Origin of the sequence: Deinococcus indicus, assembly GCF_002198095.1 — a bacterium.
Taxonomy (GTDB): Bacteria; Deinococcota; Deinococci; order Deinococcales; family Deinococcaceae; genus Deinococcus; species Deinococcus caeni.
Genome location: NZ_NHMK01000006.1, coordinates 38,375 through 64,026 on the forward strand (window position 1 = coordinate 38,375; position 25,652 = coordinate 64,026).

General features: G+C 71.6%; 25 protein-coding genes. 15 read left to right on the forward strand and 10 right to left on the reverse strand.

Annotated elements, in window-relative coordinates:
• Positions 1 to 84 precede the first annotated feature (84 nt).
• From CBQ26_RS01575 to CBQ26_RS01600, 6 genes are read right to left on the reverse strand one after another with little or no spacing between them, the layout of a single operon-like run.
• Positions 85 to 798, reverse strand: coding sequence for a metallophosphoesterase family protein (locus CBQ26_RS01575; protein ID WP_088246861.1), 714 nt, complete (start codon positions 796 to 798; stop codon positions 85 to 87).
• Positions 795 to 1,229: an arsenate reductase ArsC gene (locus CBQ26_RS01580; RefSeq protein ID WP_088246862.1), complete on the reverse strand. Its 435-nt coding sequence runs from the start codon at positions 1,227 to 1,229 to the stop codon at positions 795 to 797. The genes CBQ26_RS01575 and CBQ26_RS01580 overlap by 4 nt, the downstream gene beginning before the upstream one ends.
• Positions 1,230 to 1,275: 46 nt before the next feature.
• Positions 1,276 to 2,583, reverse strand: a complete 1,308-nt coding sequence (locus tag CBQ26_RS01585; protein ID WP_088246863.1) for an arsenic transporter — start codon at positions 2,581 to 2,583, stop codon at positions 1,276 to 1,278.
• A 1-nt stretch (position 2,584) separates the two neighbouring features.
• Positions 2,585 to 3,046 carry an arsenate reductase ArsC gene (locus CBQ26_RS01590; protein WP_088246864.1) on the reverse strand — a complete coding sequence of 154 codons (462 nt, stop codon included), beginning with the start codon at positions 3,044 to 3,046 and terminating at the stop codon, positions 2,585 to 2,587.
• A 9-nt stretch (positions 3,047 to 3,055) separates the two neighbouring features.
• Positions 3,056 to 3,376 (reverse strand): ArsR/SmtB family transcription factor, encoded by a 321-nt coding sequence (locus CBQ26_RS01595; RefSeq protein ID WP_088246865.1) that lies wholly within the window; start codon positions 3,374 to 3,376, stop codon positions 3,056 to 3,058.
• A 9-nt stretch (positions 3,377 to 3,385) separates the two neighbouring features.
• Positions 3,386 to 4,315: a ribokinase gene (locus CBQ26_RS01600; protein WP_088246866.1), complete on the reverse strand. Its 930-nt coding sequence runs from the start codon at positions 4,313 to 4,315 to the stop codon at positions 3,386 to 3,388.
• Positions 4,316 to 4,441: 126 nt separating this feature from the next.
• On the opposite strand from CBQ26_RS01600, the gene CBQ26_RS01605 reads away from it, so the two are divergent.
• From CBQ26_RS01605 to CBQ26_RS01650, 11 genes are all read left to right on the forward strand, one after another.
• On the forward strand, positions 4,442 to 5,575 hold the full coding sequence (locus CBQ26_RS01605) for a hypothetical protein (protein ID WP_088246867.1): 1,134 nt from the start codon (positions 4,442 to 4,444) through the stop codon (positions 5,573 to 5,575).
• Between the two features lie 132 nt (positions 5,576 to 5,707).
• Complete coding sequence (locus CBQ26_RS21170) at positions 5,708 to 5,905, forward strand: hypothetical protein (protein WP_143341909.1); 198 nt, start codon at positions 5,708 to 5,710, stop codon at positions 5,903 to 5,905.
• Entirely contained in the window at positions 5,881 to 6,162 is a 282-nt protein-coding gene (locus tag CBQ26_RS01610; RefSeq protein WP_088246868.1) for a hypothetical protein, read from the forward strand. The genes CBQ26_RS21170 and CBQ26_RS01610 overlap by 25 nt, the downstream gene beginning before the upstream one ends.
• Before the next feature lie 30 nt (positions 6,163 to 6,192).
• A complete protein-coding gene (locus tag CBQ26_RS01615) occupies positions 6,193 to 6,996 on the forward strand; it encodes a hypothetical protein (protein ID WP_088246869.1) in 804 nt (267 codons plus the stop codon).
• Between the two features lie 386 nt (positions 6,997 to 7,382).
• Complete coding sequence (locus tag CBQ26_RS01620) at positions 7,383 to 8,468, forward strand: LacI family DNA-binding transcriptional regulator (RefSeq protein ID WP_088246870.1); 1,086 nt, start codon at positions 7,383 to 7,385, stop codon at positions 8,466 to 8,468.
• Between the two features lie 47 nt (positions 8,469 to 8,515).
• On the forward strand, positions 8,516 to 9,526 hold the full coding sequence (locus CBQ26_RS01625; protein WP_088246871.1) for a sugar ABC transporter substrate-binding protein: 1,011 nt from the start codon (positions 8,516 to 8,518) through the stop codon (positions 9,524 to 9,526).
• 174 nt (positions 9,527 to 9,700) lie between these two features.
• Positions 9,701 to 10,675, forward strand: coding sequence for an ABC transporter permease (locus tag CBQ26_RS01630; RefSeq protein ID WP_088246900.1), 975 nt, complete (start codon positions 9,701 to 9,703; stop codon positions 10,673 to 10,675).
• Positions 10,672 to 11,505: an ATP-binding cassette domain-containing protein gene (locus CBQ26_RS01635; protein WP_088246872.1), complete on the forward strand. Its 834-nt coding sequence runs from the start codon at positions 10,672 to 10,674 to the stop codon at positions 11,503 to 11,505. Before CBQ26_RS01630 ends, CBQ26_RS01635 begins: the two co-directional genes overlap by 4 nt.
• Positions 11,489 to 12,976, forward strand: coding sequence for a xylulokinase (locus tag CBQ26_RS01640; RefSeq protein ID WP_088246873.1), 1,488 nt, complete (start codon positions 11,489 to 11,491; stop codon positions 12,974 to 12,976). The genes CBQ26_RS01635 and CBQ26_RS01640 overlap by 17 nt, the downstream gene beginning before the upstream one ends.
• 42 nt (positions 12,977 to 13,018) lie before the next feature.
• On the forward strand, positions 13,019 to 13,471 hold the full coding sequence (locus tag CBQ26_RS01645) for a hypothetical protein (protein ID WP_088246874.1): 453 nt from the start codon (positions 13,019 to 13,021) through the stop codon (positions 13,469 to 13,471).
• A 213-nt stretch (positions 13,472 to 13,684) separates the two neighbouring features.
• Positions 13,685 to 14,131 carry an HD domain-containing protein gene (locus tag CBQ26_RS01650; RefSeq protein WP_088246875.1) on the forward strand — a complete coding sequence of 149 codons (447 nt, stop codon included), beginning with the start codon at positions 13,685 to 13,687 and terminating at the stop codon, positions 14,129 to 14,131.
• Between the two features lie 41 nt (positions 14,132 to 14,172).
• Here the strand turns inward: CBQ26_RS01650 and CBQ26_RS01655 are convergent, their stop codons facing one another.
• Complete coding sequence (locus CBQ26_RS01655; RefSeq protein ID WP_088246876.1) at positions 14,173 to 15,561, reverse strand: hypothetical protein; 1,389 nt, start codon at positions 15,559 to 15,561, stop codon at positions 14,173 to 14,175.
• 922 nt (positions 15,562 to 16,483) lie between these two features.
• On the opposite strand from CBQ26_RS01655, the gene CBQ26_RS01660 reads away from it, so the two are divergent.
• Positions 16,484 to 17,914 (forward strand): replication initiator protein A, encoded by a 1,431-nt coding sequence (locus CBQ26_RS01660; protein WP_172417869.1) that lies wholly within the window; start codon positions 16,484 to 16,486, stop codon positions 17,912 to 17,914.
• 68 nt (positions 17,915 to 17,982) lie between these two features.
• On the opposite strand, the gene CBQ26_RS01665 is transcribed toward CBQ26_RS01660, so the two are convergent.
• From CBQ26_RS01665 to CBQ26_RS01675, 3 genes are all read right to left on the reverse strand, one after another.
• On the reverse strand, positions 17,983 to 19,023 hold the full coding sequence (locus tag CBQ26_RS01665) for a zinc-dependent alcohol dehydrogenase family protein (protein WP_088246877.1): 1,041 nt from the start codon (positions 19,021 to 19,023) through the stop codon (positions 17,983 to 17,985).
• Between the two features lie 31 nt (positions 19,024 to 19,054).
• Complete coding sequence (locus CBQ26_RS01670) at positions 19,055 to 21,103, reverse strand: hypothetical protein (RefSeq protein ID WP_244897968.1); 2,049 nt, start codon at positions 21,101 to 21,103, stop codon at positions 19,055 to 19,057.
• 117 nt (positions 21,104 to 21,220) lie between these two features.
• Positions 21,221 to 22,138, reverse strand: a complete 918-nt coding sequence (locus tag CBQ26_RS01675) for an aldo/keto reductase (RefSeq protein ID WP_088246878.1) — start codon at positions 22,136 to 22,138, stop codon at positions 21,221 to 21,223.
• A 206-nt stretch (positions 22,139 to 22,344) separates the two neighbouring features.
• Between CBQ26_RS01675 and CBQ26_RS01680 the strand changes: the two genes are divergently transcribed.
• The 3 genes from CBQ26_RS01680 (at position 22,345) to CBQ26_RS01690 (ending at position 25,597) form a co-directional block, all read left to right on the forward strand.
• Positions 22,345 to 23,649 carry a hydroxyacid-oxoacid transhydrogenase gene (locus CBQ26_RS01680; protein ID WP_088246879.1) on the forward strand — a complete coding sequence of 435 codons (1,305 nt, stop codon included), beginning with the start codon at positions 22,345 to 22,347 and terminating at the stop codon, positions 23,647 to 23,649.
• A 71-nt stretch (positions 23,650 to 23,720) separates the two neighbouring features.
• The gene (locus CBQ26_RS01685) at positions 23,721 to 24,347 is read left to right on the forward strand and encodes an RNA polymerase sigma factor (RefSeq protein WP_216360332.1); all 627 of its coding nucleotides are present in this window, start codon (positions 23,721 to 23,723) and stop codon (positions 24,345 to 24,347) included.
• Positions 24,335 to 25,597: a YncE family protein gene (locus CBQ26_RS01690; RefSeq protein ID WP_088246881.1), complete on the forward strand. Its 1,263-nt coding sequence runs from the start codon at positions 24,335 to 24,337 to the stop codon at positions 25,595 to 25,597. The genes CBQ26_RS01685 and CBQ26_RS01690 overlap by 13 nt, the downstream gene beginning before the upstream one ends.
• Positions 25,598 to 25,652: the final 55 nt, after the last annotated feature.

Sequence of the window (25,652 nt, forward strand, 5' to 3'; positions counted from 1 at the left end):
ATGGTCGCCGATTCATCGAAGAATGTCAATGCGTTCAGGGGAGGGGCGTCAGTGTGTCCGGCCACCCCTCCCCCACCGCCGGGCCTACCCGCGCCCCGTGCGCAGCTGCGCCGCCTCCTTGACACCGTGGTACGCGTGCGCCTCGGCCCAGCGGGCCGCCGCCTCAATGTTGTACGGCACCCGCCGGAACGTGACCGTCCAGATCCCGTCCCCGCCCTCGAGCAGCACCCAGCGTGCCAGCGGAGAACCGTCCTTCTGTCTCGAGACCGCTCCGGCGTTCACGACGGTCACGGGACCGATCTGGCGCACTTGCTCCAGGTGGGAGTGGCCCACGATGACCACGCGGGCGTTCCCGACGTTCCCCAGGCGCTCCTGCACGAGGTCGTCACCGGCCCAGCCCCCCCCGTCGCGCAGCAGGTACGTCCACGCGGAATCCGGCGTGCCGTGCGCCGCGAGCACCTCCCCGTCCGCCAGCGTGACCGAGGTCGGCAGGGCCGCGACGGACGCGCCGGCCCCCCTGGGCAGTTGCGTGTGCAGCCACGTGAGCATCCCGCGTTTCTCGGTCGTCTCGGTCAGGGGCTGGCCGAGGCGTTCATCCGTGTTGCCGCGTACTTCCAGAACGCCGTACCCGGCTTTCAGTTGCTGTTGAAGGTGCCACGCTCCGGCCGGGTCCGCGCCGCCGAACACCTGATCGCCCAGGTTCACCCAGGCGTCCGGCCGGTGGGTTTCGATGTCCCCGGCCACCGCTTCCAGCGCGAAGCGGTTGCCGTGCACGTCCCCGAAAACCGCAACCCTCATACGCGCGCCGCCACCCACGCCTGAATGCGAGCGTCAATCTCGTCCCGCACGTGCCGGAACACCGCGAGGCGCTCCTCTTCACTGCCGGTGGCGGCGGCCGGATCCTCGAAAGGCCAGTGCAGGCGGTACGTGGCGTTCGGGAAGATCGGGCAGTTCGCCTCCGCACGGTCACACACCGTGATCACGTACGTGAAGTGCTCCGCGATCAGGGGTCTGACGCCCTTGGCCTGCAGGTGCCCGGTGGGCAGACCGGACTCCTGCAGCACCTGCACGGTCAGCGGGTTGACGCTGCCCGGCTCCAGCCCGGCCGACGTGACCGCGTAACGGCCGCCGCCATGATGCTCGAGCAGCACCTGGGCCAGCTGGGAACGGGCAGTGTTGCCGGTACACAGGAACAGGACAGAGACTGGACGGGATTCGACTGTATTCATGGCAACCTCCTGAACAGGGTGTGAACGGACCGGGCGGACGGACATATCAAGGCGTGACAGACAGCCGCAGGGCCAGGGCGCCGAGCGTGACGAGCAGGACCGGCAGGGTCAGCACGATGCCGACCCTGAAGTACTGCCCCCAGCCGATCCGCACGCCCTTGAGACTCAGGACGTGCAGCCACAGCAGCGTGGCGAGGCTCCCGATGGGCGTGATCTTCGGCCCGAGGTCGTTCCCGACGACGTTCGCGTAGATCATGCCCTCTCGGATCAGGCCGGTCGCGGCGCTGTCCTGAATGGCGATGTTGCCGATCAGCACGCTGGGCATGTTGTTCATGAGGCTGGAAATCACGGCCATGACCACGCCGGTTCCCAGCGTCGCGGACCACAGCCCGCCGTCCGCGAGGCGGTCCAGTACCCCGGCGAGCAGGTCGGTCAGTCCGGCATTGCGCAGGCCGTACACCACGAGGTACATCCCCAGCGAGAACAGCACGATCTGCCACGGCGCGCCGGCCAGGACCCGGCGGGTGCTGATGACGTTTCCGCGCGCCGCGACGAGGTACAGCAGGGCGGCGCCCAGCACGGCGACCACGCTGACGGGCACGCCCAGCGGCTCGGCGGCGAAGTACCCGACCAGCAGCACGCCCAGCACCCAGAAGCCCGTCCGGAACACCTGCGGGTCACGTACCGCCTGCCCCGGCGCTTCCAGGCGGTCCAGTGCGTAGGTGGCGGGCAGGTCCCGGCGGAACAGCAGGTACAGCGTCCCCAGGCTGGCGGCGACGGCCGCGAGGTTCACGGGCACCATGACGCTGGCGTACGCGCTGAAGCTGAGGTCGAAGTAATCGGCGGTGACGATGTTCACGAGGTTGCTGATCACCAGCGGCAGGCTGGCGGCGTCCGCGATGAACCCGGTCGCCAGGATGAACGCCAGCGTGGTCGCCGGGCGCAGGCCCAGCGAGGTCAGCATGGCCAGCACGATGGGCGTGAGAATCAGGGCGGTGCCGTCGTTGGCGAACAGGGCCGACACGGCCGCGCCCAGCAGCACCACCAGTGCGAACAGCCGGTGACCGTTTCCCCGGCCCCAGCGGGCCACGTGCAGCGCCGCCCAGCGGAAGAACCCGGCCTCGTCCAGCAGCAGACTGATGACGATCAGCGCGACGAAGGTGATCGTCGCGTTCCAGACGATGTTCCACACGACCGGAATGTCGGCCACGCTGACCACCCCGGTAGCCAGCGCCAGCAGCGCGCCGAACGAGGCGCTCCAGCCGATGCCCAGGCCGCCGGGCTGCCATTTCAGCCTGGGTTGCCAGATCACCAGCGTCAGCGTCAGCAGGAAGATGAGGGCCGCGAGCAGCACGTTACTGCGCGCTCACGGCGGGGCTGTCCTCGTAGGTGGGCGGCGCGTCCCGGCCGTCTTTCAGGGCCTGCACGAAGGCCTCGAATTGAACGCCCAGCTGGTCGCGCACGGCCCGCCAGCGGTCCAGACTGCCGCCCGACGGGTCCACGAAGGGGTAGTGGCGGCGGGTGGTCTGGCCGGGGTACGCGGGGCAGGCCTCGGCGGCGCTGTCGCACACGGTCACCACGTAATCGAAGTTCTGCGCGTCCGGCACGTCCCAGAGGGTCTTGCTGGTGTGGGTGCTCAGGTCCAGGCCCAGTTCGCTCATGACGGTAATCGCGTCGTCCTTGACGCGGGTGGCCTCGGTACCGGCCGAGTGGACCTCCAGGGGCACGCCGAGGCGGTGGGCGGCGTCGCGGGTCAGGGCCTCGGCCATCTGCGAGCGGGCGGAGTTGTGGGTGCACAGGATCAGGACACGGGTCACCCCGTCACGTTAACATACCGATTTGGATTGATCTGTCAGGGCTGCGTGATCCGGCAACAGGTCGGTCAGCAGTTCGCCGCCCAGCCGGTACAGGGTCACGTGGCTCAGGGCGTAGTAGACGTTCTTCCCCCGCTGCTCCGACGTGACCAGACCGGCGTCCCGCAAAACCGCCAGGTGATACGACACCTTCGATTGCGGCATGTTCAGCAGCGCTTCCAGATCGCAGACGCAGTGCTCACCGGTCGCCAGATACCGCGTCAGTTCATACCGGGTGTCCTGCGCCAGGGCCTTGATCTGATCAAGTACAGTCGGTGCGGCAGTGGGGGTCACGCCCCCATCCTAGACGCCAGGACCGCCGGCAGGGAGTCCGGCCCCCACACCGCCCTGCGCGAGGGCGCGGTCGAGTTCGTGGCGGGAGGGCATGCTGGGCTGCGCGCCCTCGCGGGTGCAGGCCAGCGAGGCCGCCACGCTCGCCTCCCGCATGGCCTGCGGGAGGCTCAGGCCCTCGCCGAGCGCCCCCGTCAGCACCCCCACGAAGGTATCCCCCGCGCCCGTCGTGTCCCGCACCGTGACCGGATGCGCCGCCACCTCGATCCGCTGACCCCCGTGGACTGCCACGCTCCCCGCCCCGCCCAGCGTGACGATCACCGTTCCCGGCCCCAGGGCCTGCGCCGCGTGGAGTTGCTCCGACAGGCCGCCGTGGGCCGCGCCGGTCAGGGTGCTCAGTTCCCCCTCATTCACCACCAGCACGTCCACATTCGCCAGCAGCTCCGCCGGAAGGGGCGAGGTGGGGGCGGGTGCGGCGTTCAGGACGACCGTCACCCCCCGCTCCCGCGCCGAGCGGGCGTAGGCCTGCACGGTGACCAGCGGCAGTTCGAGTTGCAGGATCAGGTGCGTGACGTCCGTGAAGTCCGGCCTGTGCTCCGGGGTCAGGAGGGCGTTGGCGCCGGAGGCGACGGCGATGACGTTCTCGCCGCTGTCGGCGACGGTGATGAAGGCCGCGCCGGTGGGAGCGTCGAGGGTGAGGGTGGTGTCCTGCACGCCACTGGCACACAGGGACTCGCGGAGGGGAGCGGCGTAGGGGTCGTCGCCGAGGGCGCCGAAGAAGCGGGTGGGGTGGCCGCTGCGGGCGCAGGCGACCGCCTGATTGGCACCCTTGCCGCCGGGGGCGGTGGTGAAGGCCGGGCCGAGGACCGTCTCGCCGGGGCGGGGGAGGTGGGGGACGCGGGTGATGAAGTCCAGGTTGGCACTGCCGGCAACGAGAATCACACAGACCTCCAGGCGGCCAGCTTCCGTGTGCAGTGCGCCGCAGACAGCGCCGGAGCGGCCCCGCCCAGCCTAGCAAGCCGGGCCGCGCGACAGACCTGCCGCTTCCGTTCCGTGCAGACTGGGTGGATGGTCCGACACTCCTCACGCTTCCTGTTCCTGCGTCCCCTGCTGCTGTGCGTGATCCTGTGGGCCGGGGCGGGTCTGGCCGGGGCGCAGCGCGTGGTGGCGCAGCTGCCGGACCCGGCGGTCTCGCTGACCATGACTGGCGACCTTCACGCCCTGACCCGCGCGGGCGAGCTGTGGAATCTGGCGGGCACACCGGTCCGCCTCGCGGCCGGGCTGTCCACCGATGCGCCCCTGACCAGCTGCGCGGGGCAGGTGGCTGCCACGCAGCGTGGCGGGCAGCTGTGGTGGGGCCAGCGCCGGGGCGCCGGGAACCTGAGTGTCAGCGCCGGGACGCTCTGCACGCCGTCAGGCGAGTTGCTGGCGATCAGCCGCGCGGGCGAGGCCCTGCTGATCAGCCGCGCCGGAACCGTGTCGCGGCGCATGCCGGTCGCGGCCCTGCCGGACGCCCGCCCTCACCTGGCGGACCTGAACGGCGACGGTCGGCCCTGGGTGGTGCTGCTGACCCGTCCGACCACCCGCTACGCGCACGGTGTGCTGGGTGACGCCGTGGAAGCGGCCGGACTCGTCGCGCTGGATCCCGTCTCGCTGGCCGTGCGGGCCACCCTGACCCTGCCCGCCCCACTGGTGTTCGAGGACTGGGAGGCGCGCCCACTGCGCGCGGCGGGGCGGGACGTGCTGGCGGTGGTGCGCGCCTCCCCGCAGGGAGGCGGGGCGCTGACGGTCGTCGGCCTTCAGGGCGGGACGCTGCGGGTACTGGCCGCCGGGCCGGATTTCGGACGCGGTGGCCGCTGGCTGGCCCCCCTGACGGACGGCGCCGACCTCTACGCCGTGCATACCCCCCACCTGGGCGGCGCGCTGCACCGCTACGCGCTGACCGGCACGCGCCTGACGGCCACGCCCGTGACCGGGTCGCCCCTGGTCAGCAACCACCGGCTGGGCGAGCGTCTGGTCACCGGGGGCGTCTGGCAGGGAGGCGTGTGGCTCGGCACGCAGGAGCAGACGCGCACCCTCGGGCCGGACGAGCTGACGCTCCCGGCCGCTCCGTCCTCGGCGGTCCTGGCCTCGGCGCGGGGCGCCTTCCTGGGCACGCAGGACGGGCGGGTCTGGCAGCTGCCCGACCGGCAGGCGCCGTAACGTCACCTGCCATCGCGCGGCGGCGGCGTTTCTGCCACGCTGTCGGTGGGACCCTTCGCTGCCGTGACTGCCGCCGCGCCGCCCGGCCCGGCCGGTCCCGGCCTCTCCTCCGCGCCCCACCGGAGTCCGTTCATGACCGAGTCCCGCCCGCCTGCCGTCGAACTGCGCATCTACCCGGACTTCAGTGAGGTCCGCACCCTCGTCCAGAGTGAGGCTGACCGGCTGGAACTGACGTTCCCGGCGACCACCTGGGAGTCGGTGGATCCCGAGTCCATCACCCTGATCTGCCGTACGCCAGCAAGACCATGCTGGCCCGCGAGAGCTGGCTGACCGCCTTCGAGGGGCGGCGTGTCTGGCTGCGCGCCGCGCACGGGACCGAGGAGGTCACGCTGATCCGCGCGGACGATCTGCTCGTGCAGAACGCGAACGGCGCGTACTTCCACGCGTCGCAGCAGGACCTGCTTCTGCCCGAGGCGCCGCCACCGCAGGGCCAGCGGGGAGTGGTGAGCCTGAGTTTCGCCCTGCGCGGGCCGGGCGAGGGCGTCCTGACCTACCTGACCCGGTCCCTGACCTGGTCCGCGCAGTAACAGCTGGACATCGACGGTCAGGGGGGCGGGGTGCTGCGCGCCGACGCGACCCTGCACAACCGTGGGGACCTGCCGCTGGAACCGGAAGTCCTGACGCTCGTGGCCGGAGAGGTGCGCGGCCAGCGGCCCACGCTGGGATTCAGGCTACCGCGTGACAGAACCTCGTACTTCGCCCAGAACGCCTCGCCCAGCTGGGAGGATCCGGAGGACGCCCCGGAAATCGCGGGCCTGTACCGGTATCAACTGCTGAACCCACCCCGGCTGGCCGGCGGGTCGAACGTCACGGTGCCGTTCGAGGACGTGCCGCTGCGCCACACCCGCCTGACGAACGTCGCGTCGCTCGTCATGTCGTTCGCCAGTGAGCAGCGGGGTGCCTTCCAGCGGCGCTACAGCCTGGTGCCGGAACGGCCGCTGCTGGAGGCCAGGGTCACGGTCCGGGACCAGGGGTACCTGGTCGGGCAGCCGCGGGTCGGGGAAACGGCGGCCGGGCAGGAGGTGGCCTTCACGCTGGGTCAGGACCCGAACGTGACCTACCACCGGACCGTGACGCTCCTGAGCAGCGCAGCCACGGAGACGGAGGACGTGGACCGCCACGGGCGGGCGGTCACGCGCGCCATCCGGGAATACCGGGTGACGTACCGGCTGCACAACGCTGGCCGGCGACCGGTCGAGTTCGAGGTGACGGAACGGACCAGTTACCTGACCCTCTTCAACGTGAGCGGACCGGCCGGGAATCAGTTCGAGCATCAGACGGACACCGTGGCGTTCCGCGGCGCGCTTCCCCCGACCGGCGACGCGACCGTCGAGTTTGAGGTGACGGTCAGGGAAAACTGACACGGACTCCGATTGAACAGGCTGCAAAGCCCGCCGGGTCCGAGCAAAGCGATTCGGAGAGCTGCCCCGCAGAGTGGGAGAGAAACGCCCCTCCGGACGTGGAGCCGGCCATCCCCGGTGAAGTTCCGGATGGTGGGCGAAACAAACGGCAGTCCATATGAACGGTTCGGGCGGATCAGTTGGGTGAAGCGGTCGGCGGTCGTGGACTGGGAGCGATAAAACGGTCCGGGCCACGACCGCCAGTTGTGCGCGCCGGGCGGGCACTTGACAAGTGGTGACCGGGAGTTCACACTAGCCGCATCTCAATGTAATCGTTTGCAACTGGTTTCCTCGTCTGGGAAACCGCTCGAATATACATGTCCGTCAGGGAGGTGTAATCGTTTTCAATGCCGAGCATCCAGGATGTCGCCCAGCTCGCCCAGGTCTCCACGGCCACCGCTTCCCGCGCCCTCTCCCGCCCCGACATGGTCGCGCAGACCACCCGTGAACGCGTCCTGAAAGCCGCCCGGCAGCTCGGGTACCAGCCCAACGTGCTGGCCCGCGGCCTGCGGCAGGGCGAGACGCGCACCATCGGCGTGATCGTCACGGACATCCTCAACCCCTTCCACGCCACGCTCGCCAAGGGCATCCAGGACGCCGCCGACCGGCACGGCTACGTGGCGTTCCTGTTCAACAGCGACGAGGACCCCGCCAAGGAGCGCCGCGCCCTGGACACCCTGCGCGGCCACCTGCCCCAGGGCCTGATCCTGGTGCCCACCAGCGGCGCCCGCGAACACCTGAAGGCCATGCCGGACCTGCCGGTCGTTGAACTCGACCGCGTGACCGGCCGCCCGGACGCCACGACCGTGACCACCGACAACACCGGCGGCGGCGCGGCCGCCACCCGCCACCTGATCGAACTGGGCCACACCCGCATCGGCATGATCGTGGGCCAGCAGGACATCAGCACCGCCACCGAACGCCACGACGCCTACCGCGCCGCCCTGCACGCCGCCGGCCTGACCTACGACCCGGCGCTGGTCCTGCCCGGCAACCACCGCGAGGATGACGGCTACCGCGCCGCCATGCACCTGCTGAGCCTCCCGGCCGACCACCGTCCCACCGCGCTGTTCGTGGGCAACAACGAGATGACCGTCGGCGCGGTCCTGGCCGCCCGCGCCCTGAGCCTGCGCATCCCCGAGGACCTGAGCATCGTGGGTTTCGACGATTCGCGCTGGGCGCAGACGATGACCCCGCCGCTGACGGTCGTGGCGCAGCCCGCCTACGACCTGGGCGTGCAGGCCTGCGAGCTGCTGCTGCGGCGCCTGAGCGCCTCCGGGAACCGCACACCGGCCCGCGTGCAGCTGCCCACCACCCTGATCCTGCGTCACTCCACCGCGCCCCCCGCCCGGCCCCGTTCCGGCGCGTCCGGCCCGGATCCATCCGCCGCCCACCCGCCCGTCACCCCCTCGACCGGTCCACCCCGCGCCTGACCGTCCACCCCCGCCCCGACGCCCCTCTCACACCCAGGAGACCCACCATGCGCCACGCCAGACTGATCGCCGCCACTGCCCTTCTCGCCGCGACCGCCGTGACCGTCACTTCCGTGCAGGCCCAGAGCAGCGCGCAACCCGTGATCGGCCTGATCACCAAGACCGAGACCAACCCCTTCTTCGTGAAGATGAAAGAAGGCGCGCAGAAGGAAGCGACCCGCCTGGGCGCCAAACTGCTGACCGCCGCCGGGAAGGCCGACGGGGACAACGCCGGGCAGGTCGCCGCCATCGAGAACATGGTCGCCGCCGGCGCCAAGACCATCCTGATCACGCCCAGCGACTCCAAGGCCATCGTGCCTGCCATCGCCAAGGCCCGCGCGCAGGGCGTCATGGTCATCGCGCTGGACAGCCCCACCGAACCCGCCAGCGCCGTGGACGCCCTGTTCGCCACGAACAACTACCAGGCGGGCATCCTGATCGGCCAGTGGGCCAGGAAGGCCATGGGCACCAAGAAGCCCGTCATCGCCACGCTGGACCTGTTCCCCGGCCATCCGGTCGGCATCGCGCGGCACAACGGCTTCCTGGCGGGCTTCGGCGTCAAGGGCATCACGGCCAGCACCAAAGACCTCGTGAACACGGGCGTCGCCTGCGCGCAGGACTCCTTCGGGGATCAGACCAAGGGCCAGACCGCCATGGAGAACTGCCTCCAGAAGAACCCGGACATCAACGTCGTGTACACCATCAACGAACCCGCCGCTGCCGGCGCGTACCAGGCGCTGAAGGCCGCCGGGAAGGAGAAGAGCGTCCTGATCGTCTCCGTGGACGGAGGCTGCGCGGGCGTGCGCAACGTCGAGGGCGGCGTGATCGGCGCGACCAGCCAGCAGTACCCCCTGAAGATGGCCAGCATGGGCGTCGCGGCGGGCGTGAACTACGCCAAGACCGGCAAGAAGGTCAGCGGGTACACCGACACCGGCGTCACCCTGATCACCAACAAGGCCATGAGCGGCGTGAAGAGCCAGAACGGCAAGTTCGGCCTCGCCAACTGCTGGGGGCAGTGAGCCTCCGGTGGGCGGAGTGATCCGGACACCCCACCCGACCGAGAAGGCGTGAACCCACCCCGGGCGCCGAGTGGCGTTCCTGACCCGCCCCTGCCCCTCACCCTCCCTTCGCCACGGCCCGCGCCCACAGAGCCGCGCCGTGGCGAACCACTTGAACCGGGGAGACCCATGAGCATGACGCAACCCACCACCCCACCCGCCCGGCGCTTCCAGCTGCCGAACCTCAGCACCCTGGGGCCACTGATCGCCCTGCTGCTCGCCTGCCTGTTCTTCGCCACGCAGTCCGACCGCTTCCTGACGCTGGGAACCTTCTCGCTGATCCTGCAACAGGCGTCGTTCATCGGCGTGATCGCCATCGCGCAGACCCTGATCATCCTGACGGCCGGCATCGACCTGAGCTGCGGCATGATCATGGCGCTCGCCAGCATGGTGATCGGCAAGCTGGCCGTCGAGCAGGGCGTGCCCATTCCGCTGGCGATCCTGGCGGGCTTCGCGGTCGGGGCGTTCGCCGGCTGGCTGAACGGCCTGCTGATCACGAAATGGAAGTTGCCGCCGTTCATCGTGACGCTCGGCATGTACTCCATCGTGTTCGCCGCCGTGAAGATCTACTCGAAGGCCACCAGCGTCCCCATGCCCGCCGACGGCCTGACCTTCCTCGCGCAGCGCTTCACGGTGTTCGGCACGCCGTTCACGTACGGCAGCCTGCTGATGGTCGCACTGTTCGTCCTGACGTGGCTGTACCTGAACTTCACCGCGCCGGGGCGGCACATCTACGCGCTGGGCAACAACCCCGAAGCGGTGCGTCTGAGCGGCATTCCCCAGAACCGCCTGCTGCTCAGCGTGTACACCTTCGCCGGGGTGCTGTACGGCGTGGCGGCCCTGCTGCTGCTCGAACGCATCGGCGGCGCGTCCCCCGAGGCCGGCACCACCGAGAACCTGGAGAGCATCACGGCCGTCGTGATCGGCGGCACCAGCCTGTTCGGCGGGCGCGGCAACGTGATGGGCACCCTGATCGGCGTGCTGATCGTCGGCGTGTTCCGCTCGGGCCTGACCTTCATGGGCCTGGACAGCGTGTACCAGAACCTCATCACCGGCATCCTGATCATCCTGGCGGTCGCCGCCGACCAGTTCTCCCGGAGGAAAGCATGACCGCCGCCGCCCACCTGCCCGTCACCCCGCCCGGCCCGCAGACCGCCCGGCCACTGGTTATGGAAGCCCGGAACCTCGTCAAGCGCTACGGGCACGTCACCGCCATCGGCGGCGCGGATTTCGAGTTGCGTCCCGGCGAGATCATGGCCGTCATCGGTGACAACGGCGCGGGCAAGAGCAGCCTGATCAAGGCGCTGTCCGGCGCGCTGATCCCCGACGAGGGCGAGATCCTGCTGGACGGCCGGCCCGTGCATTTCCGCACGCCCAGCGACGCCCGCCGCGAGGGGATCGAGACCGTGTACCAGGCCCTCGCGGTGGCGCCCGCCATGACCATCGCCGAGAACCTGTTCCTGGGCCGCGAACTGTACGTCGGGGGGCCGCTGGGCCGCCTGCTGAAAGTCATTGACCGCCGGCGCATGCTGACCGAGGCCACGCAGCACATGCAGGGCCTGCAGTTCGCCATCAAGAGCATGAACCAGCCGGTCGAGACGCTCAGTGGCGGTCAGCGGCAGGGCGTGGCCGTGGCCCGCGCCGCCGCCTTCGCCCGGCACGTGGTCATCATGGACGAACCCACCGCCGCGCTCGGCGTGCGCGAGGGCAACATGGTCCTGGACCTGATCCGCAAGGTGCGGGACAAGGGCCTGCCCGTCATCCTGATCAGCCACAACATGCCGCACGTCTTCGAGATCGCCGACCGCATCCACGTGCACCGCATGGGCCGGCGCGCCGCGCTGCTGAACCCGAAGAAGATCAGCATGGCCGACACTGTCTCGGTCATGACCGGCGCCCTGGCCGCCGCGGATCTCAGCGCCGATGTCCTGGCCCACTGAAGCTGAAGCCCGGCCCGCCCGCCACGCGCGTCCGGCGGGCGGGCCGGACGTGGTGCTGGCCCTGGACCTCGGCACCGGCAGCCTGAAAGCCGCGCTGATCACGGCGGGCGGTGACGTCCTGCGCCGCGCCGCGCAGGCCTACCCGGCCCACAGTCCCCAGCCCGGCTGGTCCGAGAGCCACCCGGACGACTGGTGGGCGGCCGCGCAGCGCGCCGCACAGGACGTGCTACGCGGCCGCGACCCGGCGCGCGTGCGGGCCGTGAGCCTGTCCGGGCAGATGCACGGCGTGACCCTGACCGCCCCCACCGGCGAGGCCGTGCGGCCTGCCGTGCTGTGGTCCGACACGCGCAGCGCCCCGCAGCTCGAGGCGTACCACGCGCTGCCAGAGCCGTTGCTGCGCCACCTGCGCAACCCGCCCGTCACGGGATTCGCCGGCCCGACCCTGCTGTGGCTGGCCGCGCACGAACCCGCCGCCCTGGCCGCCGCCCGCTGGGCGCTGCAACCCAAGGACTGGCTGCGCCTGCACTTGACCGGCGAGGCCGCCACCGACCCCTCGGACGCCTCGGGCACGCTGCTGTTCGACCCGCAGCGGCAGGACTGGCACGCCGGACTGCTGGAGCGCCTGGGCCTCCCGGCCGCGCTGCTGCCGCCCATCCGGCCGTCCGGCAGCGTCGCCGGGTTCCTGCGGCCCGCACCCGCCCGCGCCCTGGGACTTCCGGCGGGCCTGCCGGTCCTGACCGGGGCGGCCGACACCGCCGCCGCCCTGCACGCCGCTGACCCCGCACCCGGCGAGGCGCAGCTGACCGTCGGAACCGGCGCGCAGATCGCCGTGAGCCGCGCCGACCTGCCCGGACCGCACCCGGCCCTACATGCCTTCCGGGACGCCGCGCAGGGCTGGTACCAGCTGGCCGCCGTGCAGAACGCCGGGAACGTGCTGGAATGGGTGCGGCGCACCCTGCGCCTCTCCTGGCCGGACATGTACCTGGGCGCGCAGCAGACGGCCGGGCCAGCCACGCCGCTGTTCCTGCCTTACCTGACCGGCGACCGCACCCCCCACCTGAACCCCCACGCCCGCGCCGGATGGCTGGAACTGGGAGCCGATCACGGTCCCGGCCACCTCGCCTACGCCGCGTTCGAGGGCGTGGCGCTGTCCATCGCGCAGGCCGCCGAACAGCTCGACCTGCCCCGCGCGCACCCGCTGCGTCTCGCCGGGGGCGGCACCCTGGAACCCTGGTGGCAGCAGCTGCTCGCGGACGCCCTGAACCGCCCGCTGCACGTCACGGACGCCCCCGACGCCTCGCTGCGCGGCGCCGCCCGCCTCGCCTGGACCGGCCTGGGCGTTCCCTGGACGGGTGAGGCCGGGCCTGCACGGGTCACGGTCCATCCCTCAGCGGACCGGATCAGTCAGGACCGGCGGGAGCGTTTCGGCCGCGCGGCGGATCAGCTCATGCGCCGCGCCCGCCCGGACTGACCGGCCACGTCCGCATGGCCGCCTCTGCTCTACCCTGGACGCATGACCCATCCCGAGTCCAGCTCCCTGTCCGACTTTCCCCTGCCGGCATTCACGGACGACCTGACGCGCCTGATGGTGCAGCGCGGCGTGACGTCCCTGGCGGCCCGTCCGGACCTCCCGGCCGGTCAGACGGCCCTGCTGGGCCTGACCGAACAGGACGTGTTCACGACCCAGGACCTCGCCTTCGCGTTCATGGGAGAGGCGGACCACCGCGCGGCCGCCGAGGCGTACCGGGTGGACGCCTCCGCCTTCCAGGCGACCGCCGGCCAGCGCGGCCAGGAGGACGCCGCGCAGTTCGCCCGCGCGACCGGCGACCTGTTCGACCGTTACGGGGTGATGGCGCTGGAATTTCCGGCCGGTTCCTTCCTGGGGTTCCGGAACACCGCCCAGGGCATGCGCTTCACGGTGGACGGCCTGGAATTGACGCTGCGCGGCTCGTCCCGCCCGGCCTGATACGGACTCCGATTGAATGGGCTGCAAAGCCCGCTGGGTCCGAGCGGATGCGACTCGTAGAGCTGCCCCGCAGAGTAGGAGAGACACGGGTTCCGGACATGGAGTCAGCAATCCGGTGAAATTCCGGATTGTTGGCGAAACAAACGGCAGTCCGTATGACCATCCGGGCACCTGCGGCCTCCGGCGCCGTCCGCGGCCTCTATGCTGGGCCGCATGCCTGACGCCCAGCTGCGCGCCGACCTGATCCGTCACTTCCGACTGGGAAGACGCTCCATTCACGGACCTGCCCACTGGGCGCGCGTGCAGGCGCACGCCGAGCGGCTGGCGCTGGCGTCCGGCGGGGACATGACGGTGGCGCGGTACTTCGCGTGGTTCCATGACGCCGAACGTCTCGACGAAGCTGACGACCTGGGTCACGGGGCGCGCGCGGCGGCCCTCGTCCGGGCGTGGCGCGGCCGCCTGCCCCTCTCGGACGCGCAGGTGGACCTGCTGGCTCGCGCCTGCGAACGCCACGAACTCGGTGAGGTCAGCCGTGACCCCACCATCGGCGCGTGCTGGGACGCCGACCGCCTGGAACTGACGCGCGTGGGCATGCAACCCGACGCGCGGTACATGAGCACCGCCGCCGGAAAGGCGGAAACCCTCACCGTGACCATCTGAACCCGCGTGACCCGCGACCCGGCTGGCGCGGCGCAGGTGGTTCAGCTGTCGCGGTTCAGCCAGGGAATGACCAGCCCGTCGTCCGACGGGTCCGGCCGGTCCGGGGCGGGGGCCGTGCGGCCGGCGGGCGGCTCCAGCGGCGTGGCTCCCGGCGTGGATGGCGGACGGGTGGGCGGAGTGGCTCCCGCCGGCGGCGGGTCAGTCAGCGAGCGGTCCCCGCCGGGACGCAGGCCGCGCAGGTAACGGTCCTCGGCTCCCAGGCGGGCGCGGCTGTCTTCCAGTCGTCCGGTCACGAGTTCGGTCGCTAGGGCGTCCACGGCTCCTGCCAGCGCCCGCACGGCCCGCTCGATCTCGTTCTCGACGGCCCGCAGGGACGGTTCCTGCGCGGCCAGCAGGTTCAGGGCGCGCAGGCGTCCGCGCTGGTCCTCCAGGTCCCGCGCTTCCCGCAGGATACGTGCGTGCGTTTCGAGCAGCTGCCCGTGCCGGACGCGCAGCCGCGCGACGTTCGCGTCCAGCTGGGTGGCGGGGCGCAGGTCCTGCGCGATCAGGTCGAGGCGGCGGCGCAGGTCCTGAAGCGTGCGGGCCGTCACCGCGCCCGGTTGCGCCGGACTGACCGGAGCGTCCGGCGTGGCGCGGACTGTCGGTGACGCGGGCTCGGCCGGTCCCAGCAGCGCCTGCCACGCCCGCTGGAAGCGTGTCAGGACGGAATCCTGCGTCGCCTCTGCGGTCGGGGACGGCGCGGCGGGCGGTGGGCTGCCAGGCGCAGTGGCGGCCCCCATCGGCAGCGTGACGGAAGTGGGAGGCGGGGGCGGTGCGGCTGGCCGCGCAGCGGGCGGAGGTGCAGGGCTCGTTCCCGCAGAGACCGGGGGGACTGCTCCTGCGGCCGGGCCGGGTCGCGGCTGGACGGGGGACACGGCGGGCGGTGATACCGGGCCGGGTGGGGGGCGCAGGGACGCGGCAGGAACACCGAGCAGTGTGGCCGCGCCTTCCGGACCGCCGCGCGTTTCCTCGCCCTGCACGCGCATCCGCCAGCGGCGGTCGTGCAGGTACAGCTCGCACAGCAGCAGGGTGCGCTCCCGGTCGGCGGGACCGCTGGCAGCGGGAACGGTCAGGTCGGCCGCGGCCGGGGGTGCGTTCAGGCTGGCCAGGGTCAGTGTGCCGGTCCAGCCGGCCCGGCCGCGCCACGAGCAACCGATGGTCACGCGCGTCACGCCGCTCGCCGGGGCGTGGCCGAGGCGGATCTCGGCAGTGAAGGGCCCGGTGCGGACCAGGTCGGCAGGAGCCGGGAGGGCACTGGACGGTCCGGTCGCCACGATCCACAGCCGGGTGCCGGTGGGTGCGCGGCCCAGGTGGACGTTCAGGGATTCCAGTCCGGTGGGCCCGAACTGTCGGCGGATGTCCAGGCGCTCCCCAGGGATGAGTTCATGCATCGGCGGCGGTCCTCCTCTTCAGTGAACTCCATGATGGCAGGGTGGACAGGCCAGGGGCGCCGATTTGAGAGCCAGCTAAACCCGCCATTATGTCTAGACAACATACCCGGAAGGCCACCGCATGGAACTTCCGCCTGTAAAGGCCGAGAAGGTGTCTCCGATGCTTTTCATGGAGTGCGAGTCGGGACCTAATTGCGTAGGCAGCTGTAGGCCCCCTGGAGAGCCGAGAATGACCATCCACTTCCTGATGGTTCCTCAATGTGGGTCCGATCTGCCTGTTTCGGACCTATCCAGCTAGGTCGGCGGGCGGGAGGCATCACCTGGTGGGATCAGTCAGGGGGTGCGATCGCTGATGATGATCTTTTTCTTTGAGAAAAGATTTTAAAAGATATTTGATGATCATCATCAAGGGCGGCCGGTCGATCGCGATAAACACGACGTTTTTCGGTTTTTTCGCCTGAGTTGTCCGGTATTTCCGGGTCAGAATCGCCTGAGTTGTCCGGTAGTTTTCGGCCGAATCGCCTGAGTTGTCCGGTACTCTGGAGCCCAAATCGCCTGAGTTGTCCGGTATCTGACCACACCGAATCGCCTGAGTTGTCCGGTACTTTTTGACCGAATCGCCTGAGTTGTCCGGTAGTCGACAGAGGCAAATCGCCTGAGTTGTCCGGTACTCTGGAGCCCGAATCGCCTGAGTTGTCCGGTACTCTGGAGCCCAAATCGCCTGAGTTGTCCGGTAGTCTGCTGCTCCGTTCTGCAGAGGGCAGTATTTCTCGTGCGGGACGCTGCCGATCGCTTTCCGGGGCTGAGCAATCGCCTGAGTTGTCCGGTAGTGAGTTTTCCAAATCGCCTGAGTTGTCCGGTATAGCGCCCCTGACCGTCGTGGGCGTATGATGAAGGGTATTACCCACAGGAGGACCGAGGGTTGACGCGAAGAAAGCGCCCGGAGAAACCAGCCCCCACTCCCCTGCCAGACGTCAGCCGGATCGAGGAGGCTAACGTCAGCCGTCTGGGCCTGATCAGCATTCAGGAGCGGGTGCCGGACTCGTTCTCCTCCTGGACAGTGGATTTCAGGGTGGACGGTCGCCCCGCCCGGCTCACCTGCGACGCCATGCCCAAGTACGGCGGCGTACCACACGGCCTGGACGGCGACATTGCCACTGCCCTGATCGACCTGTACGTCGAGACCGGCAGTCCCGCCGACGGCCTGCTGAACACCAGCGCGTACCAGATCCTCAAGCGGGCCGGGCTGGACGACTCGGGCCGCTACTACCAGAACCTGCGCCAGACGCTGTTCCGGCTCCGGACCGCCACCTACACCGCCTCGGAGGCGTGGCGGGACCACCGGCGCGGGAACTGGACGACCGTCACCTTCAACTACCTCGAAGGTCTGGAATTCACCAGCGGCGACGAGGACCTGGGCCTGAGCCGCAGCAGCACCCTCAAGATCCGGCTGGCCGAACCCATCGTGCGGTCCATCCGCTCGCAGTACACCAAGCCCCTCGACCTGGAATTCCTGACCAGCCTCGACCGGCCCCTGACCCGCGCCCTGTACCGCCTGCTCGACGCCCGCCGGTACCCGCCGGAGGACCCCACGGTGCCCCTGCCGAGCTTCACGGTGAACCTGATGGACTGGGCCGAGGCCTGCAAGATCGTCGATCAGCGCAGCAACAAGATCCGCGCGACCCTGCAGGGCGCCCACGAGGAACTGATGGAGCGGCGTTACCTGAGCGGCGTCGACTACGAGGGACGGGGCCGCACCCAGAAACTCACGTACCGGTTCGCGGAGACGGACGGGGCCCGGCCGGATCCGCCGGCCGTCATCCCGGCCCTCACCGAGGAACTGCGGCGCCACCGGGTTTCCCTGGCCGTCGCGCAGCGCCTGATCGAGGAGTTCGGGGAGGCGCACGTGCAGTCCCGTCTGGAGAAGTTCCAGCGTCTGATTGGCGCTGGGTACCGCGTGCGCAGCCGCTCGGCACTGTTGGTGGACGTCATCCGCGATCAGGACGGCAAGTACCCGGACAGCCCGGACCCGCGCCCCGTTCCCGCGAGCGCCGACGCGGGTGACGCCAGGAGCGCGGCGCGGACCTCGTACATGCCCACCCTGGCCGAGGCGGTGGACGGACCGCAACCGCTGGAGGCGCAGGTGGATTCGGCCCTGAAGACCCTGCAGTTCCTGCTGCGCGAACGCCTGAGCGTCAGCGAGTACGCCCTGCTGCGCATGGGCCTGATCGTGGGCCGCCCCGACCCGCTCGAGGCGACCCGCGCCGCTTCGAAGGCGAAGGTGGACGGCACGCTGGACGCCTACACGGCCGACCTGCTGCTCCTGCTGGGCGAACTGCGCGCCCAGGTGTGACGCGGATTCCGGTGGAACGGGCCGTCCCGCCGTTCGATCCGGGCGGACGGGCCGCGTAGCGTTCTCCGTCAGAAACGGTCGATGACGGTCACGCCGACACCCGTGAAGGTGTCCATGCCCGCCAGTGCCTGCGCGGCCCCGGCGAGGTCGATGCGCGCCCCGATCAGCGCCGCCGGGTTCAGCTGTCCCCGCTCGATCAGGCCCAGCATCTGCGGGTAGGTGTGGGCGGCCATGCCGTGGCTGCCGAGCAGTTCCAGTTCCCGCGCGATCACGCGGTCCATCGGCACGGCGGGCCGGGACTGATCGGCCAGCAGCAGCCCCACCTGCACGTGCCGGCCGCGCGTCCGCAGGCACAGCACCGAGTTGGTCAGCGTCTGCGGGTGCCCCAGGGCGTCCAGGGAAAGGTGCGCGCCGCCGCCGGTCAGGTCCGCCACGGCGGCCGATACGTCCGGGGTGCGCGTGGCGTTCAGGGTGTGTTCGGCGCCGAGACGGGCGGCCAGGGCGAGTTTCGAATCGTCGATGTCGATGGCGATCACGCGCGCGCCCAGGCTGGCCGCGATCTGCACGGCCGACAGGCCCACGCCGCCGCAGCCGTGCACGGCCACCCACTCCCCACCGCGCACGCGGCCCTGCTGCGACACGGCGCGGAAGGCCGTGGAGTACCGGCACCCGAGGCTGGCGGCCGTGACGAAATCCAGGCGGTCCGGCAGGCGCACGAGGTTCTGGTCGGCGTACCCCAGCGCCACCAGCGGCGCGAACGATCCCCAGTGCGTGAAGCCCGGCTGGAACTGCGCGTGACACACCTGCTGGTCCCCGGCGCGGCAGGGCCCGCAGCGGCCACAGCCGGCCACGAACGGCACGGTGACCCTCTCCCCCACCCGGAAGGCCGTGACGTCCCGCCCCACCGCGACGACCGTGCCGGCCAGTTCGTGGCCCGGTACGTGCGGCAGGCGGATGTCCGGGTCGTGGCCCATCCAGCCGTGCCAGTCGCTGCGGCACACGCCGCTCGCGCCGACCTCGACGACCACCCCGTCGGGCGTGGGTTCCGGGTCGGGAACCGTCTGGAGGGTGGGAAGCACTCCGAACTCTTCGTACACCAGGGCGCGCATGCCGCCCACCGTAGCAGGCCGGGCGGGCCGGTCAATCGCCTGTGTTGTCCGGTAGTGCCGGGCCGGCGTCCTGACCGGCCTGCTGGCCGAGCTGCTGGCTGACCTGCCGCCCGATCTGCCACGCGACGCTGCTGGGCGACAGGCCGCCGGGGTGCATGACGTACGGCACGCCGCGCGCGCGGGCCACGTCCCGCAGGGTGTTGTGCGCGTGCGCCATCCAGCGGATCGCCAGGATCACGACGGCGGTGTCCGGCGTCACGTGCGCCTGCGCGTGCGTGCCGTGCGCGTACTCGGCGCTGCCGATCCAGTCCAGTTCGCTCAGCTCGAAGGCGGCGAGCAGGGCCGCGTGGTGCGGGGCGCTGGGAACGCCGCCCAGCAGCACCATCCGCCGTCCGCGCAGGTGTTCGCGCACTCCCAGGACGTGCGCGGGCCACTCGGGGGCGTCCGGGGTGGCGGGCACCGGACGGGGCGTGGGGTCTGCGCGGGTCGGACCGGCGGGCGGGAGGTTGGCCGCCTCTTGCGGGAGCACCGGTGCTTCCGCGGGGGCGGCCAGCGCCTGCGCCTGCGCGTGGGCGTCCGGCAGCAGGCGCAGCAGCGCCGCGTGGAAGGCGTTCAGGGCAGCCGGGTCCATCGGCAGGGCGCGCAGCGGCCCGAACCCGCCCAGGTACCCCTCCAGGAACGCCTGATCCGGCAGGCGCAGGCCCGCGCGGCGCACGCTGGCCAGCAGGTTCCCGCCGGCCAGCGCGGTCAGGCGGCGCACCTCGGTCCCCCAGGTGTCCCAGAAGGGCGTGCCGCGCAGCGCCAGCAATTCCAGCGGCAGGGCGGCGCGGCCCAGGTGCCCGTGCAGCGGTCCGGACGTGAACCGCTCCGGCTGCGTGCGTTCCCAGGCCCACAGCGGGTCCACGCCCGACACCTGCGCGGCCAGCTGCACCATCGGCGGGAGGCGCAGGCCCGGCGCGCGCGCGGTGCTCGTCAGGCCCTGGAGGCTCAGCAGCAGCAGCCGGGCGCGCAGGTCCGGGTCCCGGTCGGGCGTCACGCCGCGCGACAGGTCCTCGTCCAGGTCGTTCAGGGCGTCCCACAGGACGTTCAGGTGCTCCTGCGCTTCCGGCGTGACCGGCCGCAGACGCCCGAAGCGCAGGGCGCGCAGTGTCCGCCGCGCCGCGAGGACCTGACCGCCCAGGTCGCCGCTCGCCTGCCGGCGTTCCCGCTGCGCGAGCGGCAGGTCCGGGCGGCCCAGTTCCGCGTGCAGCGCCGCGTGCAGTTCCAGCAGATGCGCGGTCGCCGGCGTGGGTTCCTGCGCCTGCAGGGCGCGCAGCAGCACCAGCGCCCGGTCGAGCGCGAGGATCAGCGGCAGGTCCTCGAGCCGGTCGCGGCCGCACACGAACAGCAGCAGCAGCGCCGCGTTGCGTTCCCCTTCCCGCTCGCCCAGCGCCAGCCGTTGCAGCGCCTGACCCGTGCCGTGCCGCCCGGCGTCCAGGGTGGCGGGCGGCGTCAGGGCCGCGCGCAGCGGCGTCAGCGGGTCGCGCAGCGGGGCGGGGCGGCGCACGCCCGCCCAGGTCAGGCGCGCCTCGCCCCGCTCGCCGACCCGGATGCCGGCGGCCTGCGCGGCGTCCAGCGTCAGGGTGATCATGGGGGCGTCCTCGTCCGGCAGCAGCGGCACGCCCTCCAGCCACGCGTGCCCGGCCGCGCCGGCGATGGCGGCGACCCGGCCGCTCAGGCGCGCCTCGTCCGGTTGCAGCAGCGCCAGCGTCTGCGCCAGGTCGCTCAGGCGTTCCAGCAGCGTCCGGTCCGGCGCGGCGGCGTACCCTTCCAGGCCCGTCACGAGCGCCTGTCCCAGCCCCACGGCCCGGATCAGGTCGCTCTGCGCCTCCACGCTGAGCGTCTCGTCCTGCTCGGCGCGGTCCATCATGGCGTCCAGCCGCGCCGCCAGGGTGTCCAGCACGCCGCGCAGCAGCGCCGGGTGCGCGCACAGGCCGCCCGGCGGGTCCGGCGCGAAGGCGTCCGGCGCCTGCACGCGCAGCGTGGACGCCGGGCGCGGCAGGGACCGGCCGTCAGGGGTGCGCAGGACCATCTTCGTCATCCGGACTCCGGTTGAATGGGCTGCCAAGCCCGCCCGGTCCGAGCGGATGCGACTCGGAGGGCTGCCCCGCAGAGAGGGAGAGAACCGGGTTCCGTATCGCTGCTCCCGCGTGGCCGTTCAGGGCAGGGTGTTCCCGGCGGCCAGCAGGATGGCGTACCAGTCCTCGCGGCTCAGGTGCACGTCGGCGGCTCGCACGCAGTCGCCCAGGCGTTCCAAGTTGGTGGTGCCGGTCACGGGCTGCATGTGGGCCGGGTGGCGCAGCAGCCACGCCATGGCGATCGTCGTGGAGTTCACGCCGTGCTGCGCGGCGATCCGGTCGAGCGTGGCGTTCAGTTCCGGGAATTTGGGGTGGTTCAGGAACACGCCCTCGAAGAACCCGAACTGGAACGGCGACCAGGGCTGCACGGTGATGTCGTGCAGGCGGCAGTAGTCGAGGACGCCCCCGTCGCGGTTGACGGCGGCGTCGTTTTCCATGTTCACGTTGAACCCGGCGGTGATCATGGTGGCGTTCGTGATGCTCAGCTGCAACTGATTGGCGACGAGCGGCTGCCGGACACTCTTTTTCAGCAGTTCGATCTGCCGGGGGTTCTGGTTGGACACCCCGAAGTGCCGGACCTTGCCCTCGCGCTCCAGCTGGTCGAAGGCGGCGGCGACCTCGTCGGGTTCCACCAGCGCGTCCGGGCGGTGCAGCAGCAGCACGTCCAGGTAGTCGGTGCGCAGGCGGCCCAGGATGGCGTCCACGGACGCCAGGATGTGCTCGCGGCTGAAGTCGAACATGCCGGGCCGGATGCCGCACTTGCTCTGCAGGATCAGGCGTTCGCGCACGCTGGGGCTCATGCCCACGGCGTCCGCGAAGACGGACTCGCACTCGCCGCCGCCGTAAATGTCGGCGTGATCGAAGAAGTTGGCGCCCAGGTCCAGGGCGCCCTGGACGAAGCGCTGCGCCTGGGCGGCGTCCAGCGAGTTCAGACGCATGCAGCCCACCGCGACCACGGGAACCTGAAGGGTGCTGTTACCAAGGGGAATCGAACGCATGAAGACCTCCGGCGGAAAATAGGGTGAAGGGGACAAGCAGGAACTCGTCCGGGGCCGTGACGGCCCCCACGGACGCTGATCCTACTGCGCGGCGGGTTCCGGCACGCCACGCTCGCGCCCGCCCCGCCCGGTGCGCTACGGTACGGACACCCAGAACCGTTGCCCGCCCCTGCCTGCCCCCCCCACGGCCCTTTCCCGGAGGTTCCATGACGCACCCTGCCCTGCCCGCCGCTCCCGGTGACGTACCTGAGGCGCACGAACGCCTGTTCACCATCGAGGCCACCCCCGTGAAGTTCGGTCCCGGCGCGGCGCTGGACGCCGGCTGGGAGCTGCAACGGCTGGGCGCGCGGCACGTGTTCGTGGTCGTGGACCCGGCCGTGCTGGCGCTGGGCGTGGCGGGACCGGCCCTGGCGTCCCTGGACGCCGCCGGGTTGCAGGTGACGCTGTTCAGCGACGTGGAAACCGAACCGTCCATCGCGGCGGTCGAGCGGGCCGTGCAGGCCGCGCGGGCCGCCGGCGCGGACAGTTTCGCCGCCATTGGCGGCGGCAGCGCCATCGACACCGCCAAGGTCGCCAACCTGCTGTGCACGCACGGCGGTCAGATCATGGACTACGTGAACCCGCCGGTCGGCGCGGGCCGGCGGCCGCCGTCGCCGCTGCGGCCGTTCCTGGCGGTCCCGACCACGGCCGGCAGCGGGTCCGAGGCGACGACCGTGGCGATCCTGGACCTGCCGGAACGGCACATCAAGACCGGCATCAGCCACCGCCTGCTGCGGCCGTCGCAGGCGCTCGTAGACCCGGAACTGAGCCGCAGCGCGCCGCCCGCCGTGATCGCCGCCGCCGGTCTGGACGTCGTGTGCCACGCCGCCGAGAGTTTCCTGAGCCGCCCGTACACCAGCCGCCCGCGCCCCGCGACGCCCGACGAGCGGCCTCCCTACCAGGGCAGCAACCCGGTGGCGGACCTCTGGTCGGCCCAGGCGCTGCGCTACGGCGGGCAGTTCCTGCGCCGCGCCGTGCAGGGCGACACCGAGGCGCGCGGGTTCATGATGCTGAGCGCCACCATGGCCGGCGTGGGCTTCGGCTCGGCCGGCGTGCACATCCCGCACGCCTGCGCGTACCCCATCGCGGGGTTGCGGCACACCTACCGCGACCCCGATTACCCCGGCGAGAAGCGGTTCGTGCCGCACGGGTTCTCCGTGATCGTCACCTCGGCCGCCGCGTTCCGCTTCACCTTTGACGCCGCGCCGGAGCGGCACGTGCAGGCCGCCAGTTTCCTGACCGGCCGCACCTACGCCCCGGACGACCGCGAGGCGCTCCCGCAGGCGCTGCTGGACCTGATGCGGGACGTGGGCGCACCCAGCGGCGTGGCGGCGCTGGGCTACGGCGAGGCCGACATTCCCGCCCTGACCGACGGGGCGCTGCAACAGCAGCGGCTGCTGGCGGTCGCGCCGCGTTCGCCCAGCCGCGACGACCTGGGCCGGATCTTCCGGGAGTCGCTGCACAACTGGTGACCGGCGCCCCCCTCCTGGCCCGCATTGAACCTTCACCAGGCGGGCCGCGTATGGTAGGTATGACCACGGTCATGGCCCGACTCTCGCCCCTCTCCCTGCGTTCCACCTCCCCTGCGGAGGAGGAGGCGCCGTGCACGCCGCCCACCGACGTGGCGCTGGTGGCGCGGCTGGTCCGGCGGGACGAGGCGGCCCTGGCCGAGGTGTACGACGCGCACGCGGGCGCGGTGTTCGGGCTGCTGTCGCGGCTGCTGGACCACGCGACCGCGCAGGAGGTCCTGCAGGACGTGTTCCTGCGGCTCTGGGAGCGGCCGGCGGCCTTCGATCCGGCGCGGGCCGGATTGCGCGCGTACCTGCTGGTCATGGCCCGCTCGCGGGCGCTGGACCGACTGCGGGCCGCCCGGACGACCGTGCCGCTGCACACCGAGGACGGCGCAGACCTGCTCCTGCCGGACGGGCGGCCCGGCCCGGCGCAGCTCAGCGAGGACGGCGCGCGCCGCGACCGCCTGCGCGCCGCCCTGGCGGGCCTGTCGGGCACCCACCGGGAGACGGTGGAACGCGCCTACCTGCGCGGGCAGTCCCGCGAGGAGATCGCACAGGCGATGGGCGTGCCGGTCGGTACCGTCAAGAGCCGCCTGAGCTACGCCCTGAAACACCTGAAAATTCACCTGGGACAGGAGGGCGGCGCATGGCTGGACTGACCGACTGCACTCCCCTGACCGCGCGCCTCGAAGCGCACGTCGAGCAGGGTGCCCCGCTCACCGCCGACGAACAGGCGCACCTGCGCGGTTGCGCGTCCTGCCGCGCGGACCTGCAACTGCTGCGCGAACTGCAACTGGCGCTGCTGGAGGACGTTCCCGCTGCCGCGCCCCCGCCCGCACTGCGCGGCGCGGTGCTCGCGGCGGCCCTCGCGGCCCCCACCCATCCTGACCCGGCCCGTCCTGACCCGGCCCGCCCGGCGGGGGCAGCCCCGCGTCGCCGCTGGTGGCCGGCCGCGCTGAGTGCCGCCGCGATGCTGACGGGCGCGCTGACCTTCACGGCCTTCCTGAACCAGTCGGGCGGCGTGGCGGGCGTCCTGCCGGACCCGGCGGTGGTCGTCAGCACCGGCCCGGAAATGCTGGTCGCCAGCAACGACCGCAGCGGCACCCTGACCGTGCTGCGCGGCGACCGCGTGCGGGCCAGCCTGACCGTCGGCGGCCGCCAGACGCCGTGGTTCACCGAGGGCGTGCGCCTGGGCGACCGGATCTTCCTGGCGGACGCCGCCAATGACCGCGTGCTGGAAGTCCGGGCCTGGCCGCTGCAGGTGCTGCGCCAGCACCGCGTGCCGGACGGCGTGGCCGGCCTGAGCGCCGTCAGCGGTCCCGGTGGGGCGCGCGTGTACTTCAAGGGCGTGCGCGGCGAGGTGGGCGTGCTGGGCGGCCCGCAGGTCACGCTGGCCCACGAGACCGGGCAGCCCCTGGCGGACGTGATGGACGGTGTCCTGCTGTTCGGCGGGCAGCTGTTCGTCACGCACCACCTGTCCGGCGAGGTGTGCGCGCTCGACCCGGACACCCTGGCCGTGCAGCGCCGCCTGCCGCTGGGTGGCATGCCGGTCGCCCTGGCCCCCTACGAGGGCGACCTGCTGGTCCTGGACGTGACGGGCCGCCTGCTGCGGGTCAGCACGGCCGGCGAGATCCGGCAACGCTGGGCGGTGCCGGGCCACCCGGACAAGTTCAGCGTGAGTGGCGGGACAGCCCTCCTGAGCGACCGCGCCGGGACCGTCACGCGCGTGCCGCTGGGGGGCGGGGCCGTCACGCAGACGACCATGGAGCACCCGATGGACGTCCTGGCCCTGCCCGGCGGGGCCTTCGCCGTCGCCGAGGGCCGCCGGGGCCTGCGCGTCCTGGACTCGGACCTGCACACCACCGTGCATCTCGGGCAGCGGGGTCAGCTCCTTCCGGCGCGTCCCTGACGGACTCCGGCCGGCTGGCCTGCCCCATTCTCCGGGCCGTTCACAGAGCCGCGTC